This is a genomic window from Streptococcus sanguinis, assembly GCF_019929145.1.
Lineage (GTDB): Bacteria > Bacillota > Bacilli > Lactobacillales > Streptococcaceae > Streptococcus > Streptococcus sanguinis_U.
Genome location: NZ_JAHZOW010000001.1, coordinates 1,023,696 through 1,040,774 on the forward strand (window position 1 = coordinate 1,023,696; position 17,079 = coordinate 1,040,774).

The 17,079-nt window shown below is 45.8% G+C and carries 18 protein-coding genes; all 18 read right to left on the minus strand.

Going from position 1 to position 17,079, the window contains the following annotated elements:
- Nucleotides 1-193: 193 nt before the first annotated feature.
- Nucleotides 194-2,089 carry an ABC-F family ATP-binding cassette domain-containing protein gene (locus K1I94_RS04850; RefSeq protein ID WP_223314594.1) on the minus strand — a complete coding sequence of 632 codons (1,896 nt, stop codon included), beginning with the start codon at nucleotides 2,087-2,089 and terminating at the stop codon, nucleotides 194-196.
- A gap of 99 nt (nucleotides 2,090-2,188) precedes the next feature.
- Nucleotides 2,189-2,554 (minus strand): hypothetical protein, encoded by a 366-nt coding sequence (locus K1I94_RS04855; protein ID WP_061602940.1) that lies wholly within the window; start codon nucleotides 2,552-2,554, stop codon nucleotides 2,189-2,191.
- Between the two features lie 4 nt (nucleotides 2,555-2,558).
- The gene (locus tag K1I94_RS04860) at nucleotides 2,559-3,278 is read right to left on the minus strand and encodes a matrixin family metalloprotease (RefSeq protein WP_042762941.1); all 720 of its coding nucleotides are present in this window, start codon (nucleotides 3,276-3,278) and stop codon (nucleotides 2,559-2,561) included.
- Between the two features lie 177 nt (nucleotides 3,279-3,455).
- Nucleotides 3,456-4,316: a DNA/RNA non-specific endonuclease gene (locus tag K1I94_RS04865; protein ID WP_223314595.1), complete on the minus strand. Its 861-nt coding sequence runs from the start codon at nucleotides 4,314-4,316 to the stop codon at nucleotides 3,456-3,458.
- A gap of 58 nt (nucleotides 4,317-4,374) precedes the next feature.
- Complete coding sequence (locus K1I94_RS04870) at nucleotides 4,375-4,557, minus strand: DNA-directed RNA polymerase subunit beta (RefSeq protein WP_002895988.1); 183 nt, start codon at nucleotides 4,555-4,557, stop codon at nucleotides 4,375-4,377.
- The gene (gene murA / locus K1I94_RS04875; protein WP_223314596.1) at nucleotides 4,550-5,830 is read right to left on the minus strand and encodes a UDP-N-acetylglucosamine 1-carboxyvinyltransferase; all 1,281 of its coding nucleotides are present in this window, start codon (nucleotides 5,828-5,830) and stop codon (nucleotides 4,550-4,552) included. Before murA ends, K1I94_RS04870 begins: the two co-directional genes overlap by 8 nt.
- Nucleotides 5,831-5,897: 67 nt before the next feature.
- Entirely contained in the window at nucleotides 5,898-6,128 is a 231-nt protein-coding gene (locus K1I94_RS04880; RefSeq protein ID WP_223314597.1) for a DUF1146 family protein, read from the minus strand.
- A gap of 174 nt (nucleotides 6,129-6,302) precedes the next feature.
- A complete protein-coding gene (locus K1I94_RS04885) occupies nucleotides 6,303-6,725 on the minus strand; it encodes a F0F1 ATP synthase subunit epsilon (protein ID WP_002904155.1) in 423 nt (140 codons plus the stop codon).
- Between the two features lie 7 nt (nucleotides 6,726-6,732).
- Entirely contained in the window at nucleotides 6,733-8,139 is a 1,407-nt protein-coding gene (gene atpD / locus K1I94_RS04890) for a F0F1 ATP synthase subunit beta (RefSeq protein WP_002897903.1), read from the minus strand.
- 38 nt (nucleotides 8,140-8,177) lie between these two features.
- On the minus strand, nucleotides 8,178-9,059 hold the full coding sequence (locus tag K1I94_RS04895; RefSeq protein WP_002895995.1) for a F0F1 ATP synthase subunit gamma: 882 nt from the start codon (nucleotides 9,057-9,059) through the stop codon (nucleotides 8,178-8,180).
- 15 nt (nucleotides 9,060-9,074) lie between these two features.
- Nucleotides 9,075-10,580: a F0F1 ATP synthase subunit alpha gene (gene atpA, locus K1I94_RS04900; RefSeq protein ID WP_002895997.1), complete on the minus strand. Its 1,506-nt coding sequence runs from the start codon at nucleotides 10,578-10,580 to the stop codon at nucleotides 9,075-9,077.
- Nucleotides 10,581-10,595: 15 nt separating this feature from the next.
- On the minus strand, nucleotides 10,596-11,132 hold the full coding sequence (locus tag K1I94_RS04905; protein WP_223314598.1) for a F0F1 ATP synthase subunit delta: 537 nt from the start codon (nucleotides 11,130-11,132) through the stop codon (nucleotides 10,596-10,598).
- Nucleotides 11,132-11,626, minus strand: coding sequence for a F0F1 ATP synthase subunit B (gene atpF / locus K1I94_RS04910; protein WP_002912080.1), 495 nt, complete (start codon nucleotides 11,624-11,626; stop codon nucleotides 11,132-11,134). Before atpF ends, K1I94_RS04905 begins: the two co-directional genes overlap by 1 nt.
- A 19-nt stretch (nucleotides 11,627-11,645) precedes the next feature.
- Nucleotides 11,646-12,359: a F0F1 ATP synthase subunit A gene (atpB, locus tag K1I94_RS04915; protein ID WP_002912078.1), complete on the minus strand. Its 714-nt coding sequence runs from the start codon at nucleotides 12,357-12,359 to the stop codon at nucleotides 11,646-11,648.
- A 42-nt stretch (nucleotides 12,360-12,401) separates the two neighbouring features.
- Nucleotides 12,402-12,602, minus strand: coding sequence for a F0F1 ATP synthase subunit C (locus K1I94_RS04920; RefSeq protein ID WP_002913737.1), 201 nt, complete (start codon nucleotides 12,600-12,602; stop codon nucleotides 12,402-12,404).
- Nucleotides 12,603-12,866: 264 nt separating this feature from the next.
- Complete coding sequence (gene manA / locus K1I94_RS04925) at nucleotides 12,867-13,808, minus strand: mannose-6-phosphate isomerase, class I (RefSeq protein WP_002913739.1); 942 nt, start codon at nucleotides 13,806-13,808, stop codon at nucleotides 12,867-12,869.
- Nucleotides 13,809-13,945: 137 nt separating this feature from the next.
- A complete protein-coding gene (locus tag K1I94_RS04930; RefSeq protein WP_002900746.1) occupies nucleotides 13,946-14,446 on the minus strand; it encodes a phosphatase PAP2 family protein in 501 nt (166 codons plus the stop codon).
- A gap of 142 nt (nucleotides 14,447-14,588) precedes the next feature.
- The gene (locus K1I94_RS04935; RefSeq protein ID WP_223314599.1) at nucleotides 14,589-16,985 is read right to left on the minus strand and encodes a glycogen/starch/alpha-glucan phosphorylase; all 2,397 of its coding nucleotides are present in this window, start codon (nucleotides 16,983-16,985) and stop codon (nucleotides 14,589-14,591) included.
- Nucleotides 16,986-17,079 lie beyond the last annotated feature (94 nt).

The following is a 17,079-nucleotide window of genomic DNA, read 5'->3' on the forward strand; positions in this document are numbered from 1 at the left end:
ATCTCAGAACACATGTAAAAGTTCGGTTTTTACTCTTAGGGAAACGATTTTTCATAAAGGATTTATCTTTTTACTCTAAAACTAGAGATATTACATGTAAAAATTCTTTTTTTACTCTTTTTTGGCTGATTTCACATGTAAATTAAGCATTCTGAGCTCTGGAAAGCTCATTTCTCACAGAAACTGCATACTCCTACACCTTCTCCGCCAGTTCTTCCCATTCTAGCATGGCTTCTTCTTGGGAGGCGGTCAACTGGTCGATTTGCTGCTGGCTCTCCATGAGTTCAGCGGCGTCGTTGGTAGCCTGCATGGCTTCCTGAAGCTGACTGATCTGGCTGTCCAATTCCTCGATTTGCGCTTCCAATTGCTCTAAGCGGCGGGCCAGCCGGCGCTGTTCTTTCTGGTTTTCCTTTTGGATTTGATAGTCATTGGCAGGGACAGGCTTGTCAGAATCAACCTGCTCCATCTCCTCACGCAAGGCTTCCTGCTCTGCCTTTTTCTCCAGATAGTAGTCATAATCACCCAGATAAAGGGTAGAGCCTGTCTCAGAGAGCTCGATAATCTGGGTGGCCACGCGATTGATAAAGTAACGGTCATGGCTGACAAAGAGCAGGGTGCCGTCAAAGTCAATCAGGGCATTTTCCAGCACTTCCTTGCTGTCAATGTCCAGGTGGTTGGTCGGCTCGTCCAGAATGAGGAAGTTGTTGTTTTCCATAGACAGCTTGGCTAGGAGCAAACGTGCCCGCTCTCCACCTGATAGCATGCCGACAGACTTCTTGACATCGTCTCCCGAGAAGAGGAAAGCGCCTAATCGATTGCGAATCTCGCACTCTGGTGTCAGCTTGAAGTCATTCCATAGCTCATCGAGAACCGTATTGCTGGCAGTCAGTTTGCTCTGGGTCTGGTCATAGTAGCCCACTTCCACATTAGCTCCCAGCTGCTCCTTGCCTCTGATGAAAGGAACTTGACCGATTAGTGATTTAATCAAGGTCGTCTTTCCAATCCCATTCGGACCGACAATAGCTACCGCATTAAACTTGCGAATATCAAGGTTAATCGGCTCCGACAGGACTTCCTCTCCGTAGCCAATAGCCGCATCTTCCAAGGTCAGCACAACATTTCCAGAAACCTTATCGGATTTGAAGGTCATATTAGCCGAGCGGCTGCCGGTCTCTGGCCTGTCCAAACGCTCCATCTTTTCCAGCTGCTTGCGACGGGACTGAGCCCGCTTGGTTGTGGAAGCCCGAACTAGATTGCGATTGACAAAATCCTCCAGCGCAGCGATTTCTTTCTGCTGCTTTTCATAGTTCTTGGCTTCAGTGGCTAGCTTCTGCTCCTTTTGGATCACAAAGCTAGAATAATTGCCCACATAGCGATCCAAGGAATGCTTGGTCAAATCCAGCGTGATGGTAGCAACCTTGTCTAGGAAATAGCGGTCGTGGCTGACGATGATCAGGGCACCGCTGTAGTTGACTAAGTAAGTCTCCAGCCAGGCAATGGTCTCAATATCCAAGTGATTGGTCGGCTCGTCCAAGACCAGCAGTTCTGGCTTTTCCAAAAGCATCTTAGCCAGAGCCAGACGGGTATTCTGACCGCCTGACAGTTCAGAAATCTTCATCTGCCACATGGACTGGTCAAACTTGAAGCCATTCAAAATAGCTCGAATATCGGCCTCGTAGGTAAAACCACCTTTCTGGCGAAAATCCTCTGAAAGCTGGTCGTACTGGGTCATGAGAGCAGTCAGCTCTTCCCCTGACAATTCTCCCATTTGTAGCTCCATCTGCCGCAAGCGCTTCTCTTGCTGACGCAGACTATCAAAGACCAGCAGCATCTCGTCGTAGATAGTATTCTCCGACTCAAAGCGGCTGTCCTGTGCCAGATAGGACAGGGAAAGATCTCGTTTTTTATTGATCTGACCAGAAGTAGGCTCTTCCTCGCCCACCAAAATCTTGAGCAGGGTTGACTTCCCAGCTCCATTTTTACCGACGAGGGCAATCCGATCGCCCTCATCCACCTGCAGGTTAATATTGTCAAAAAGAAGCTCCCCTGCAAAAGAGCGTTCAATCTTGCTTGCTTGTAAAATAATCATAAGACCATTATAGCAGATTTCCAGAAGCACAGCTATCAGAATTCAAGAGAAAGCGAACTCAGCTCCCCAAAAGAAAAAAGACAGTCATACCAGACTGCCTTACATAAAACTATTGAGAATAGATTGATTCTGCAAAATCAGATAAATTCCCAGCAGAATCAGAACCGCAAAGACAACAAATTTAATCATTCCCTTGATTAGACGAATGACCAGAAGGATAATCATGGACCCGACTAGCCACATAAAGGCGGAATTGTGAAAAAAGCCCTGAACTGCCTCAATATTCTGACCGAAGAAGAGCTGAATGGGTGCCGGAACATGATTTTCCCAAGCCGCTGTCACTCCTAGCTGGTTGGCAATCTCATTGCCGCTTTTCCATAGCCAGACAAAGATTCCTGAGTTAAAAACAAAGAGAAAAACTTGCTCTGGAAAGTGTCGAATCAAGTAAAAAATAGATTTTAACATAGGCTTACGATTGATACAAGTCTTTTACAGCCTGGATATCTGTCGGCTGGATACTGTAAAATGAGCCTGCTGACTGCATCACTGATTCCTCCTCATTATGGTCTAATCCGATAGCATGGCCCAATTCGTGCGCTGCTGTATTGACAATCCGCTCATGAGAATAGGCATAGCGACTGTCTAGCAGGTAGTAACTATTAAGGCGAACCGTGACATGGGTAAACCGCTTGGTTAGGAGATTGGTCTGCGACTCAGCTTCACCAGCTGCACTGACATTGCCATCGTTCATCTCCGTCGCAACAATGTCCGCCTTGTCTTTGTCATTGATGATTTGAAAGGTGAAGGCACCTGTTTGATTCCAAGAATCAATAGCCTCCTTATAGGCTGAACGGAAGGTTTCATTATTTGTATCAATATAAATTGTAGCGCTTGGCTGATCCCAACGAGCCCCTGTTGTTGCATTCTCATCTGTCAGCGGATCCGTCTGCGTCTCCTCACTGCTGTGAAGCCCCGTAGAAATGCCTTGGTGATTTAAAAACTGATCCACTCTGCCAACAGCTGTCTGAACAGCCTGCGTCAGTCCCTCTGTACCCGGTTTTGTCGAAGTGGTAAAATAGAAAATTCCGACAATAACCATAAAGCTCAGGACAAAGGACCAGGCAAGTCCCCAAACTACACGCCCAATCAGACGCATGAGGAACCGGATGCTTTTAAAAATAAGTCTCATCGCAACCTCCTTTATTAGATTGTAAGAGAACGTTGATTTTACCACCGCTTTCTTAAAAAAGACTGAAAAATTCGCCTTCTTTCTATCTATTATTATAAAAGAAAATGACTACAAATCTGCAACCATTTCTTTTCATACTATTGAATACTCTTTGCAAATCTATTTTTGAGTATAAAATTAAGAACCTCTATCCAGACTGACCTTGCCACTATTATAGTCCAAACGAATCCCTTTTTGCACATTCGGAATAAAGACATTGAATTCCAGACTGCCATCGCTGGACTTGGCCTCTAGATGAGAACCAACTGGCACTAAATCAGTCTCCGTGGCATAAATCAAGGTTACCCGGTAGCGCACCCGCTTGTTCTTATCCAAAGCCTTCCGGATCTTTGTCTCATAGTAATTCTGCCCTGTCGAATCCGCTTCATTGGCTTGGTTGGACCAGGCCGTCTGCACAGCGATATTGGCAGGATTGCTAGTAGAAGCATCAAAGCCCTTCAAACCACCGATCAGCGAATAGGCCAAGAGATGTCCGCGGTCCACAGCGTGATTGTACTCACCAGGGAGGTTCTTGAGTTGATGCCAGCCTGCCGGTACCCATGAAGTGTTGGCATTTCCAGTTTCTTCCCGTTTTTTGTACTGGCGGGTAGACTTGGATAAAAAGGCATTCGCCACTGTCGGAAGGGTTTGCCCTTGTACAAGCTTGGTCTTATTGTCAGCGTAGGGCTTACTAGAAATCCCCGCATCCAAGTCTGTCTTATTCCCATTCACGATAAAGGCACCAGCTCCATTCCATTCAATGCTGCCTTTGAGTTGAGCTCGGACAGCATCCGTCAGAACGCTCTCAGCCAGTTCCCGACTAGGGGTGCCCTGATCTTGAACTTGCCCAACTCTGATTTCTGAATTTGGATTTTGAAGTGGCTGCTGACCTTCCTGTCCCCAGAAATAGCCAGCCAGAGCTAAAATCAAGGCCAGAGTCAGCCCAGCCCAGCCTTGCAGGCTCTTAGAATTCCTTTTCTGACTAGTCTTTCTTTTCATCTTCTTTCTCTCAACTTAGCAAACTGGATTCATTTCAGCCAGTCTTTTCGACTAGGAGCTAGTTTCCAGTAAACTTCCCAATTAATTCTTGCCAGGTTTCTGGTGAAAAAACTGAGCCCTTACCGTTTCCGATAATGTTATAGCCAATCATCAGAGACACGAAAAAGAGAATCACGGCTACCAGGAGAACCAACAGAACAAGGCCAATCTGCCGGCCTAAATATTTAAGATTTTCACTCATCGTCTTCTTCCTTTACACGCTTCACTTTGGCTCCCAAGGCTGCCAATTTCTCATGGAATTTATAGTAGCCTCGGTCTAAGTGTACTAGCTTGCTGACCTTAGTCTCGCCTTCGGCAATCAAGCCCATCAGAATCAAAGTCGCACTAGCCCGAAGGTCAGTTGACATGACTTCAGCTCCCTGAAGACTGCCACCGCCCCAGATACGAGCTGTATCACGCATGATATCAGAGTGCAGCCCCATCCGACGCATTTCCTCCAGATGCTGGAAGCGGTTCTCAAAGACAGTCTCAATCATCGTAGACTCGCCCTTGGCCATGGCCATGAGCGCCGTAAACTGAGCCTGCATGTCCGTTGGGAAGCCTGGATAAGGAAGGGTCTTGACCGCAACCGGTCTAAGTTTCGAAACATCGGAACGAATCCGAATCCCTTCATCTTCCTCTGTCACTTCCACTCCCATTTCCTGCATTTTGGAAAGCAGGGGACGATTGTGCTCCCAAATGGCATCCTCAATCAGCAAGTCACCGCTGGTCATAGCTGCAGCAACCATAAAAGTTCCTGCTTCGATACGGTCTTGAACCACATTATGCTTGGCCCCGCGTAGCTGGTCCACTCCGACAATAGTCAGAGTCTCTGTACCCGCTCCTCTGACCTTGGCTCCCATTTCATTTAAAAAGAGGGCTAGGTCAACGATTTCAGGCTCCCGAGCGGCATTTTCAATCACTGTCGTGCCTTGAGCCAGCGTCGCAGCCATCATGATGTTTTGCGTTGCTCCCACACTAGGAAAGTCCATGTAAATGTGAGCTCCCTTGAGCCGCTCTGCCTTCGCTTCGATATAACCCGCTGTTTGGGTAATCTGAGCGCCCATGGCTTCTAAGCCCTTCAGGTGCAAGTCAATAGGTCGGCTGCCAATCGTACAGCCGCCTGGCATGGAAACCTTAGCATGACCATTACGAGCTAGGACTGGCCCCAAAACAACGATAGATGCCCGCATTTTACTGACGTATTTGTAAGGCGCCTCCTCAGACAAGGACTGGGTGGCATCTACAACAACTGTATTTTCTTCCTGATTAAAATCCACCTGAGTGTTTAAACCGCGGACCACATTGTTCATGGTAAAGACATCAGACAAGACCGGAACATTTTTCAAAACTGACTGACCCTCGCTAGCCAAGACTGTCGCTGCCAAGAGAGGCAACACCGCATTTTTTGCTCCTTCAATCTTGACCTTTCCGACCAAGCGATTATCTCCACCTTGAATAATAATTTTTTCCATACCGATTCCTTACTCTAAATTTTTAAAATCATCCATACTATCATACCATAAAATCAAAAATATGACCTTATAAAGTACCATTAAAAATCGCCCGGCTCATATCGTAAATACCAATGAAGAAAAGGCTGACTAAATAGCCCAAGGAAATGCTAAACAAGAGAATCAAAAAGCGAATCTTCATCGCATTATCGGCATTGACCTTGAAAAACCTCTCCCACTCAACAACCGTTGACAGCAGATGAAAGGCAAAGAAAATAAAGAGCAAATGACTGCATAATTTAAAAACAACTTCTACCATAACTTTTATTATACCACAAGACTCCAGTCAAGGACGAACTAAACAATCCCGCCCTTTTTCTTTGGAAAAGAAAACTGAGACAGATTTGCCTCAGTTTTGCGTATTCAGTTTGTATTCAAGAAAGCATATTACCAGATGATGAACGACCTCCATCAATCTATGTAAAATAGCTTCTTATAATCTTGTTCCGACATTGATCCGGTTGATTGCCCGCTGCAGGGCGATCTTAGCCCGGCGTTCTTGGTCAATCAAATGCTTATCATGTGCTTCTTCGATTTCTTGCTCAGCTCGGAGCTTAGCCCGCTCAGCCCGACTAATGTCGATATCTCGCTCACGCTCAGCTGAGTCCGCCACAATGGTAATGACATTGTCTGCAATTTCAATGATGCCGCCATTAACTGCAATCCAGTCGATATGCTTGTCATCGTCAACCCGGCGTACCTTAACCTGATCCACTTCTAAAACAGCGATGGTATTGATGTGACGGGGCAAAATCCCCAGCTCACCATCAATGGTCTTTACGGAAACAAATGCAGCATGGTGATCATAAATAAGACCATCCGGTGTCACGATTTGTACTGTCATTTGAGCCATCATTCACCTCTTAGAATCCCATTTTCTCAGCCTTGGCCAATACATCCTCGATGGAGCCCACACCACGGAAAGCGTCTTCTGGCAGCTTATCGTGCTTACCTTCAAGGATTTCCTTGAAACCACGAACCGTTTCAGCTACTGGTACATAAGAACCTGGCTGGCCGGTAAATTGCTCCGCCACGTTGAAGTTCTGTGACAGGAAGAACTGAATCCGCCGCGCACGTGCAACCAAAGTCTTCTCATCGTCAGATAACTCATCCATACCAAGGATAGCAATGATATCCTGCAATTCATGATAACGTTGCAGAACCCGCTTAACCTCTGCTGCCACTGCATAGTGCTCTTCTCCGACAATCTCAGGAGAAAGGGCACGAGAGCTGGAAGCCAATGGATCCACGGCTGGATAAATCCCAAGCTGAACCAATTTCCGCTCTAGGTTGGTTGTAGAGTCCAAGTGAGCAAAAGCTGTCGCTGGTGCTGGGTCAGTATAGTCATCCGCTGGTACATAAATAGCCTGGATGGAAGTAACGGAACCTTTCTTGGTTGAGGTAATCCGTTCTTGTAACTGTCCCATTTCTGTCGCAAGTGTTGGTTGGTAACCAACGGCTGACGGCATGCGGCCCAAAAGGGCAGATACTTCCGAACCAGCCTGCGTAAAGCGGAAGATGTTGTCAATAAAGAGCAGCACGTCCTGACCTTCCACATCACGGAAATATTCCGCGATAGTCAGTCCGGTAAGAGCAACCCGCATCCGAGCTCCTGGCGGTTCATTCATCTGACCAAAGACCATAGCCGTCTTTTCGATAACGCCAGACTCTTTCATTTCCCAGTAGAGGTCATTCCCTTCACGCGTCCGTTCACCAACACCTGTAAAGACAGAAATCCCACCGTGCTCTTGGGCAATGTTGTGGATCAATTCCTGAATCAGGACTGTTTTCCCTACTCCGGCACCGCCAAAGAGACCAACTTTCCCACCTTTCAGATAAGGTGCCAGGAGGTCGATAACCTTGATCCCTGTTTCCAGGATTTCTGATGAAGTTGATAGTTCATCAAAGGTCGGTGCCTTCTTATGAATCGGCTGGCGCTCTGCATCAGCAGGAAATGGCGCATCCAAGTCAATAGTATCCCCAAGGACATTGAACACCCGCCCCAGAGTTTCCTTGCCGACTGGCACAGAAATAGGACGACCAGTATCCAAGACCTCTAAACCACGCGTCAAACCATCGGTCGACTCCATGGCAATGGTCCGCACCACACCGTCACCAAGCTCAAGAGCTACTTCAAGGACGATTTTTGATTTTTTCTCATCATTTTTATAGACTACAAGTGCATTATTTATCTCAGGTAGTTTGTCTCCGGCAGCAAACGCAACGTCTACGACCGGCCCGATAACCTGAGCAATTTTGCCTGAGCTCATGTTTTTTCCCTCGTTTAATTTCTAATTCATTTGTGGCCTTATTCTAGGGCACTTGCACCCGCCACGATTTCAGTAATTTCCTGCGTAATGGCAGCCTGCCGAGCGCGGTTGTACTGAATAGTCAAATCACTGATGACCTTTTTAGCATTGTCTGTCGCTGTCTGCATAGCAGTCATGCCGGCAGCATTCTCAGCCGTCTTGGCATCAATAATAGCACCGTAAATCATGCTCTCTGCAAACTGGGGCAGCAGTTGGTCCAAGATAGAATCCCGACTGGACTCCAGTTCCAGATTCAGCGTATAATCTTCATCAGCTTCATTGGGGTCCAAGTCAATAATTGGCAGCATCTGCTCCACCCGCATCTGACTGGTCAGACTGTTGACATGGTGGTTATAGCAGACATAGAGCTCATCAAAGAGTTCATTCTGATACATCTCAATGGTTTTGCTAATGATTTTACGAACCTCATCAAAGCTAGGCTGGTCGGCTAGACCACGCAGTTCATAAACTGGCTGAATGCCCCGAGCTCGGAAGAAATCCGCACCGACGCTTCCGATACAGATGACTTCAAAGTCCTCTCCAGTCGGATGGTACTCAGCTTTCAGCTCCATCAAAGCCTTGAGAATGGTTGCGTTATAACCGCCTACCAGACCGCGGTCAGAAGTAATGACAATATAGGCTGATTTCTTGACTGGCCGACTGATTAACATTGAGTGATGACGGGCATTTTCTGCCTCGTGGCCATGCAGCATATCCGTAACTAACTTACGCACTTTCTGGGCATAGACCTGAAAGTTCTTAGCTGCTTCCTCAGACTTTCCCAACTTAGCAGCAGAAACCATCTGCATGGCATTGGTGATTTGACTGGTGTTTTTCGTGGATGCAATTTTATTTTTAATATCATTTAATGAAACTGCCATCTGACACCTCTATTCTTATTTGAAGCTAGACTGGTCAATAAACTCAGTAATGGCAGCATCCAAGACTTCTTCGCTTGGAAGATCTTTCGTTGTCCGAATGGTTTCATAAATGCTTTCTTGATGTGCATCAAAGTAGGCAAATAGTTCTGACTCAAAGCGCAGAATATCGTCTACTGGCACACTGTCTAAGAAACCATGGGTCAAAGCATAGAGAATCACGACCTGCTTTTCAACCGGCAGCGGCTCATGAATCGGCTGTTTCAAGACTTCTACAGTCCTGCGTCCACGATTGAGTTTGGCCTGCGTTGCTGCATCCAAATCACTACCAAACTTAGTAAAGGCCTCCAGCTCCCGATAAGAAGCCAGGTCGATACGCAGGGTTCCAGCTACTTTCTTCATAGCTTTGATTTGGGCAGAGCCCCCAACCCGTGATACAGAAGAACCTGCATCAATAGCTGGACGTACCCCAGCATTGAACAGGCTGTCGCTGAGGAAAATTTGTCCGTCAGTGATTGAAATCACGTTGGTCGCGATATAAGCTGAAATATCTCCTGCCTGCGTTTCAATAAATGGCAAAGCTGTAATCGAACCACCGCCCAGCTCATCAGAAACCTTGGCTGAACGCTCCAAGAGACGGCTATGCAGATAGAAAACATCTCCTGGAAAGGCCTCACGGCCTGGCGGACGGCGGAGCAAGAGGGACAGTTCACGATAGGCCACCGCCTGCTTAGACAAGTCATCATAGACAATCAAAACATGCTTGCCATTATACATAAACTCTTCTGCCATCGCTACACCAGCATAAGGCGCCAAGAAAAGCAAAGGCGACGGCTGTGAAGCAGAGGCTGTCACGACAATCGTATAGTCCAAAGCACCATACTGACGGAGCGTTTCTACCTGCGTACGGACTGTAGATTCTTTCTGACCAATCGCCACATAGATACAAATCATATCCTGACCTTTCTGGTTCAGGATGGCATCAATGGCAATGGTCGTCTTCCCAGTCTGACGGTCCCCGATAATCAGCTCCCGCTGGCCACGGCCAATCGGAACCAAGGCATCAATAGCCTTGAGACCTGTCTGCAAAGGCTCAGATACTGACTTACGCTGCATGACACCCGGAGCCGGTGTTTCAACCGGACGTGTCTTGTCCGTGACAATGTCACCAAGTCCATCAACAGGACGACCCAGCGGATCAACAACCCGCCCAATCAAGGCCTCGCCCACAGGAACTTCCATGATTTTACCAGTCCGACGAATGGTATCTCCTTCACGAATGTCTGTAAAGTCTCCCAAGATGATAATCCCAACATCGGTCGACTCTAGATTTTGCGCCATACCATAAGAGCCATTTTCAAAGATTAACAGCTCTCCGCTCATAGCCTTATCCAGACCATGAGCACGCGCGATTCCATCACCAATATAAGTGACGACCCCTGTTTCTGTGACGTCAAAATTTGGCTGGAAATTTTCAATTTGTTGCTTAATTAAAGCGCTGATTTCTTGTGCGTTAATCGCCAAAATTCACACCACTTTCTATTTCAATTTTTCTTTTACGACTTGCAATTGACGTTTTATGCTTGCATCAATTGTTTTGTTATTGGCAGAGATGACAAAGCCGCCAATCAAGCTGCTGTCCAATTCTTCCTTGAGCGAGCGGACTTTTAGGCCCATCTTCTGCTCAATAATTGGTCGAATCTTTTCCTTCTGACCGGCTGTCAAAGGCTGAACAGAGCGCAGTGTCACCTCAAACTCATTGCTGATCTTTTCAAGCTGGTGCTGACTCTCCAGCACAATCTCATAAAAGAGGTCCTCACGATGATTGAGAATGACAATTTCAATCAGATTATCAAGCAGCTGGGAGCCTGAGTTTTGAAAGAGCCGCAGACTCTTTTCTTTCTCGTGGTCACTGATGCCGATATGTGACAAAAAGTCAGCAAGGCCGGTCTCCGCGAAAACAGCCTTAATCTGACTCAGTTTTTCAAAAACATCTTCTTGCTGACCTTTTTCAAAGACCGTCTGAACAAAAGGCAAAGCATATTTCTCAATGATTGCATATTGCTTCTTATCCATCAGGCATCTCCTAACTGTTTGATATAGCGGTCAATGAGCTCGCTCTGAGCTTCCTTATCCAGCTCCTGACTCAAAATCTTACTAGCCAGAGTTACTGTCAAGTCGGCTACTTCTCCTTTGATGCTGCTCATAGCCTCTGCCTTGTTTTGGGCAATTTCCTGATTGGCTTTAGCTTTCAAACGCCCTGCTTCTTCTGCCGCATTAGCTAGGATTCCAGCCTTGTTCTTTTCAGCTGTCTCCTTAGCTGTTTCAACGATAGTAACGGCTTCCGCACGACTTCCTGCCAACTCATGCTCCCGCTTTTGAGCCAGTTCTTCTGCTTTTTGACGCGCAGATTCTGCACTATCAATATCGTCAGAAATTTTCTTTGCTCTTTCTTCAAAAATGCTGGTGATATTGCCCCAAGCAAATTTTTTGATGAGGACAATCAAAAGAAGAAAGGAACCTGCCACAAGGATAAAGTTTCCAATCAATTCACCTATGGTTATATTCATTTATTCGACTCCTTTCTCTTTATTCCTCACCATTAATTTTCTTGCCCAAGTACATGGATGTCAACATAGTGAAAACATAAGCCTGAATGCAAGAAATAAAAACGGAAAAAGCTGTCCATACAAAATTAGCAACAAAAGCTACTGGGTACCAATAAAAAGCCTGATGAGAAAGGGTCACCAGCAAACCAGCTAAAACTTCCCCTGCAAAGATATTCCCGTAAATCCGCAAGGCTAAAGAAGCGAAGTTGGTGAACTCTTCCAAGATATTCATTGGCGTCATAAAGCCCGGTGTCGCAAAAGCTTTCAGATATTTTTTCACGCCTCGGCGACGAATGCCTTCTACATGGCAAATCAAAGTGATCAAGAAAGACATGCTAAGGTCAAAACCGAGGTTAGCCGTTGGTGACGTCCAAAGATTTTCACCGCTGGTCGTTTGCAATTTTGCCATGAGACCAAGGTTATTGGCTATTACCAAAAACAAGAAAAGTGAAAACAAAAACAAAGAATAATTCTTCATATATTTGCTTCCGATATTTCCCTTGGTAAAGTCAATCACAAAATCATAGAGATATTCTAAGGCATTTTGCTTTCCCGACGGCTTAAGGGTCATCTTGCGGCTCGCCCAATAAACAAAGGCAAAGACCATGAGAACAGCTAAAAGAGACATAGCAAGCAGGGTCAAATCAAAGGTCACAGGACCTAACTGAATGGTTGGATTTACACTTTCTTCCAACTAACTCCCCTCCTTTTCTAAAGATGAAAAACTTTCCTGTTCTTACTTGATGATGAATGCCATAACCAATGTTACAAAGAAAGTACCTTCGATAAAGGCAATCCCCATAATCATCAAAGTTCTTAATTGACCGATAATCTCTGGCTGACGAGACGCTGATTTGAAAAGGTTACTCATAAGCATTCCTTCTGCAATCGAAACACCCATACAGGCAAGACAAAGTCCTAAAAATGTTAAATTCATGATGACTTCTCCTTTATATTTTAAAATTTACTTCCTTAGTTTACTCCTAAAATATCGAATAGTCAATCTTTTGCCACCATTGTAAGCGTTTTTTGTTTCTTTCTTTTGATTTATAAATTTTCTTGTCAAAACAATTGAATTATTATTGATATACAAACTATTCTGCTATATAAATAAGAAGAAAGTGATTAAAATTTCACTTATTTCATATGTTTTTTAAAGAAAAAAGAGCAAAGTGATTATTTGCTCTTGATTTTTCTATGATTATGGATGGCTAACAATCAACTGCATATCTCCAGACAAGGTCCATTCTGTGACATCGCTAGGCAGGATGAAATGCTCCCCTTTTTCAAGAGGATAAACTGCCCCACCAACTTCTAGCTCACCGACACCTTCCAAGACACTGACCAAGCTATAGTCTGCTGTCTTTTTAAAATTGACTGAACCGGCAATATCCCACTTGTAAACAGCAAAGAAGTCATTGGCCACCAAAAGAGTAGAAGTCAAACTATCTGCCTGAATGGTAACAGGACGGCTATTGGCTGGATCACCGATAGTCAGAACGTCAATCGACTGCTCCAAATGCAGCTCACGAAGATTACCAGCATCGTCCTTACGATCAAAGTCATAGACACGGTAGGTTGTGTCACTGGACTGCTGAGTTTCTAAAATCAGAATCCCCGAGCCAATGGCATGCATGGTGCCACTTGGTACATAGAAGAAGTCACCAGCCTTGACTGGGATTTTGGTCAGGAGACGGTCCCAGTCCTTGCTCTCAATCTGCTGGCGCAGCTCTTCCTTGCTCTTGGCATTGTGACCATAAATAATCTCTGCTCCTTCGTCTGCAGCAATGACATACCAGCATTCAGTCTTACCAAGCTCCCCTTCGTGCTCTAGTCCATAGGCATCATCAGGATGGACCTGAACACTAAGCCAGTCATTGGCATCTAAAATCTTCGTCAAAAGTGGAAAGACTGGTTCCGGACGATTGCCAAAAAGCTCACGGTGCTCGGCATAGAGAACATCTAACTTCTGGCCGGCAAATCGTCCGTTCTTGACGGTTGACACACCATTGGGATGAGCCGAGATAGCCCAGTACTCCCCTACATGGTTGCTGGGAATCTCATAGCCAAAGACATCGCGCAGCTTGGTTCCGCCCCAGATCTTCTCCTGCATCACAGACTGTAGAAATAATGGTTCTGACATAGTTTTCTCCTTAAATATTTTTTAGATCCACCAAGGAATAATCCAAGGAATAATCCTTGGTGTCGAAACGGTTGTTACTGCTTCTATTATAATATAGCTGGAAGTCCTTTGTCTACTCTCTGCTGAAAACAGGTCCTTTATAATAAAAAGAGTAAAGCTCCCCAGAAAATGCCGCAAAGATAGCCGACCAGCACATCCTTTGGATAGTGCACACCGCCAATCACACGCACTACGGCCAGCCCTGCTGAAAGCAAGAGGCAGATAAGCCCCGGCAGCCAGAAAAAGTAGAGCAGGCACATGGAAATCACTGTAGCCGAAAAGACATGGCGGCTGGGCATGGACTTGCCTGATGTATCCTTAGCCAGCAAGGGTTGAATAGCCCATTTCTCGTAAGGGCGTGCTTGATTCAGCCGTTTGCGAATAGCTGACAACAGAGCAAATCCAATGGCTGGTAAGAAGAAAAAAGTAAGCAGGCCTTTCCAGTCTTCCGTCAGAAAGGCACTAATTAGAACGAGACCATAAACAATAGGTATGAAGAGGGTCATTCCCCTATTGAAGTAAACCAGCCCTTTCAGCCACTGAGGGCGACTGCGAAAAGGAGCCGTTAATTGTTGATAAAAAATCGTGTAGTCTTTCATGCTTTCTTACCCTGCTTTTCTAAAAGTTGGATTCTCATACTTTCTCTACTATAGCATATTTCTAGACAAGATGGTAGATGGATAGCAAAAGAGACTGAGGCCCAGGCCCCAATCTCTTATTGTTCATGTTTTCTCAGGAGTATTATTTCTCCAAGTTCCAGATTTCCTTGGCATATTGCTCAATGGTATCGTCTGAAGTAAACTTGTCTGATGTAGCGATATTAATCAAGCTCATGCGGGCCCATTTTTCTTTGTCACGATAGAGAGCATCAATCTTCTCTTGAGCTTCTACATAGGCATGAAAGTCTTCCAAAAGGAAGTATTCGTCATTGTGGGTAATGAGGGCTTCATAGATTTCAGATCCTTCTTCACGGACGTTTGGAATGGTGCCGTTGACAAAGGTATCGACCACTCGGCGAATATCTGGATTGCTTTCATAGACACCGCGTGAGTAGTAATCGTGGCGGGCATAGTGCTCGTAAACTTGGTCCTTGTCCATCCCAAAGATGACAATATTGTCGTCACCGACCTCGTCCTTGATTTCGATATTGGCTCCATCCAGAGTAGCCAAGGTAATGGCACCTGTCATCATGAACTTCATGTTAGAAGTACCAGAAGCTTCCTTGGAAGCCAGAGAAATCTGCTCTGATACATCCGCTGCTGGAATGATGAGCTCAGCTAGGCTGACCCGGTAGTTTTCCAAGAAGACAACCTTGAGTTTGCCTTGCAGGCTTTCATCCTTGTTGACCAGATTGGCTACTTCATTGATCAACTTGATAACAGACTTAGCAAAGTGGTAGCCTGGAGCAGCCTTGGCACCGAAGATAAAGACGCGCGGTACCATGTCCTTGTCAGGATTGTCCTTGAGGTCCCAGTAGAGCTTGATGATATGAAGCAGGTTGAGCAGCTGACGCTTATAAGCATGGAGGCGTTTCACCTGGACATCAAAGATAGCTTCTGTAGAAACTTCTACTCCAGTTGATTCCTTGATGAAGTCGGCCAGACGAGCCTTGGCTTCTTGCTTCACTCGATAAAAATCGCCCAGCACTTGCTGATCATCCTTGAATTCCAAAAGCTTACGCAGCTCATGGATATCACTTCTCCAGCCCTTACCAATCAGCTTATCAATCTCAGCTGACAGAGGCTGGTCCGCAATTTGCAGCCAGCGGCGCTGGATAATGCCATTGGTCTTGTTATTAAACTTCTCTGGATAAATGCTGTAGAAATCACGCAAAGTATCTTCTTTGAGCAGTTCTGTGTGGAGTTTAGCAACACCATTGATTGAATGACCGCCAATGATAGCCAAGTGAGCCATGTGGATTTGATTGTCCTTGACAATCCGAGTGTTTTCTATGACTTGCGGATCCAGGCCGCGCCCAGCCATTTCAGCTACATAGCGGTTGTCAATCTCTAGGATAATCTGATAAACCCGCGGCAGGACATTCTTAAAGAGCTCTGCATCCCATTTTTCCAAGGCTTCTGACAAAATGGTATGGTTGGTGTAGCTCATGGTTTTAACCGTAGCATTCCAAGCATCTGCCCATTCCAGGTCGTACTCATCCACCAAGAGGCGCATAAACTCAGCTGGTGCGACAGCTGGGTGGGTATCGTTGATATGGACAGAGACCTTCTCATGAATATCTTTGAGCGGACGACCCTGCTTGAGGTAGGATTTGATAATAGTCTGCAGACCTGCGCTGGTCATGAAGTATTCCTGGATCAGGCGCAGCTCTTTTCCTTCGTAGCTAGAATCGTCTGGATAGAGAATGGCAGTGATATCTTGTACACGGCGACGAGCTTCAATAGTCGGATAGTCCAGTTCATGCTCCTCTGGAATTTCAACATCCCAAAGACGGAGATTGTTGACATTGTCATTGCCAAAGCCAATCTGCGGCACATCGTAAGGAACAGCACGCAAGGTTTTGGAATTCTCATAAAGAGGCACAATCCGGCCTTTTTCATTGGCATGGAGGGAAACATTTCCGAAGATTTTAACATCAACAATATCATGGTCCTTACGGGTCTCCCAGACATTGCCCAGACTGCCAAACCAAGCATCAGGAATTTCTACCTGATAGCCATCTACGATGCGTTGCTTAAAGAGTCCATAGCGATAGCGAATCCCATTTCCAAATCCTGGATAGCCAGTGGTTGCCAGCGAGTCCATAAAGGCAGCCGCCAAGCGGCCCAGACCGCCATTGCCCAAGGCCATGTCATACTCCGCATTCTTGACATCTTCAAAGTCAACGCCCAACTCGGCAAAGCCCTCCTTGACCGTATCGAGGATACCTAAGTTGAGCAGATTGGTTTCCAGCATGCGACCTGGAAGAAACTCAATAGAAAAGTAATAAGCTGTCTTTTGCTGCTGATCAATCAACTGATTGCGACGCTCCAGCCACAGGGGCGTGATATACTTGCGGACAGTGCTGGCCAGAGCCTGAAAAAGCTCCACTGAAGTCGCATCAGCAACCTTAATCAGCTGTCTTTCATGTAGAATATCCTTAAAATCTCGAATAAAACGTTCTTTTGTTAGTTCCATAGTGGATGGTTATCTCCCTTTCTTAATAGCGGGAAGCAGATTTAAACGTAGAAATACTTTTTTCAATCAAGATGGGAATCGCTCACTTCAGCCA

What these genes read in the sequence shown, in the direction of transcription:
- K1I94_RS04850 (WP_223314594.1), bottom strand. Translation starts at nt 2,089, where the DNA reads ATGATTATTTTACAAGCAAGCAAGATTGAACGCTCTTTTGCAGGGGAG.
- K1I94_RS04855 (WP_061602940.1), bottom strand. Translation starts at nt 2,554, where the DNA reads ATGTTAAAATCTATTTTTTACTTGATTCGACACTTTCCAGAGCAAGTT.
- K1I94_RS04860 (WP_042762941.1), bottom strand. Translation starts at nt 3,278, where the DNA reads ATGAGACTTATTTTTAAAAGCATCCGGTTCCTCATGCGTCTGATTGGG.
- K1I94_RS04865 (WP_223314595.1), bottom strand. Translation starts at nt 4,316, where the DNA reads ATGAAAAGAAAGACTAGTCAGAAAAGGAATTCTAAGAGCCTGCAAGGC.
- K1I94_RS04870 (WP_002895988.1), bottom strand. Translation starts at nt 4,557, where the DNA reads ATGAGTGAAAATCTTAAATATTTAGGCCGGCAGATTGGCCTTGTTCTG.
- murA (WP_223314596.1), bottom strand. Translation starts at nt 5,830, where the DNA reads ATGGAAAAAATTATTATTCAAGGTGGAGATAATCGCTTGGTCGGAAAG.
- K1I94_RS04880 (WP_223314597.1), bottom strand. Translation starts at nt 6,128, where the DNA reads ATGGTAGAAGTTGTTTTTAAATTATGCAGTCATTTGCTCTTTATTTTC.
- K1I94_RS04885 (WP_002904155.1), bottom strand. Translation starts at nt 6,725, where the DNA reads ATGATGGCTCAAATGACAGTACAAATCGTGACACCGGATGGTCTTATT.
- atpD (WP_002897903.1), bottom strand. Translation starts at nt 8,139, where the DNA reads ATGAGCTCAGGCAAAATTGCTCAGGTTATCGGGCCGGTCGTAGACGTT.
- K1I94_RS04895 (WP_002895995.1), bottom strand. Translation starts at nt 9,059, where the DNA reads ATGGCAGTTTCATTAAATGATATTAAAAATAAAATTGCATCCACGAAA.
- K1I94_RS04905 (WP_223314598.1), bottom strand. Translation starts at nt 11,132, where the DNA reads ATGGATAAGAAGCAATATGCAATCATTGAGAAATATGCTTTGCCTTTT.
- atpF (WP_002912080.1), bottom strand. Translation starts at nt 11,626, where the DNA reads ATGAATATAACCATAGGTGAATTGATTGGAAACTTTATCCTTGTGGCA.
- K1I94_RS04920 (WP_002913737.1), bottom strand. Translation starts at nt 12,602, where the DNA reads ATGAATTTAACATTTTTAGGACTTTGTCTTGCCTGTATGGGTGTTTCG.
- manA (WP_002913739.1), bottom strand. Translation starts at nt 13,808, where the DNA reads ATGTCAGAACCATTATTTCTACAGTCTGTGATGCAGGAGAAGATCTGG.
- K1I94_RS04930 (WP_002900746.1), bottom strand. Translation starts at nt 14,446, where the DNA reads ATGAAAGACTACACGATTTTTTATCAACAATTAACGGCTCCTTTTCGC.
- K1I94_RS04935 (WP_223314599.1), bottom strand. Translation starts at nt 16,985, where the DNA reads ATGGAACTAACAAAAGAACGTTTTATTCGAGATTTTAAGGATATTCTA.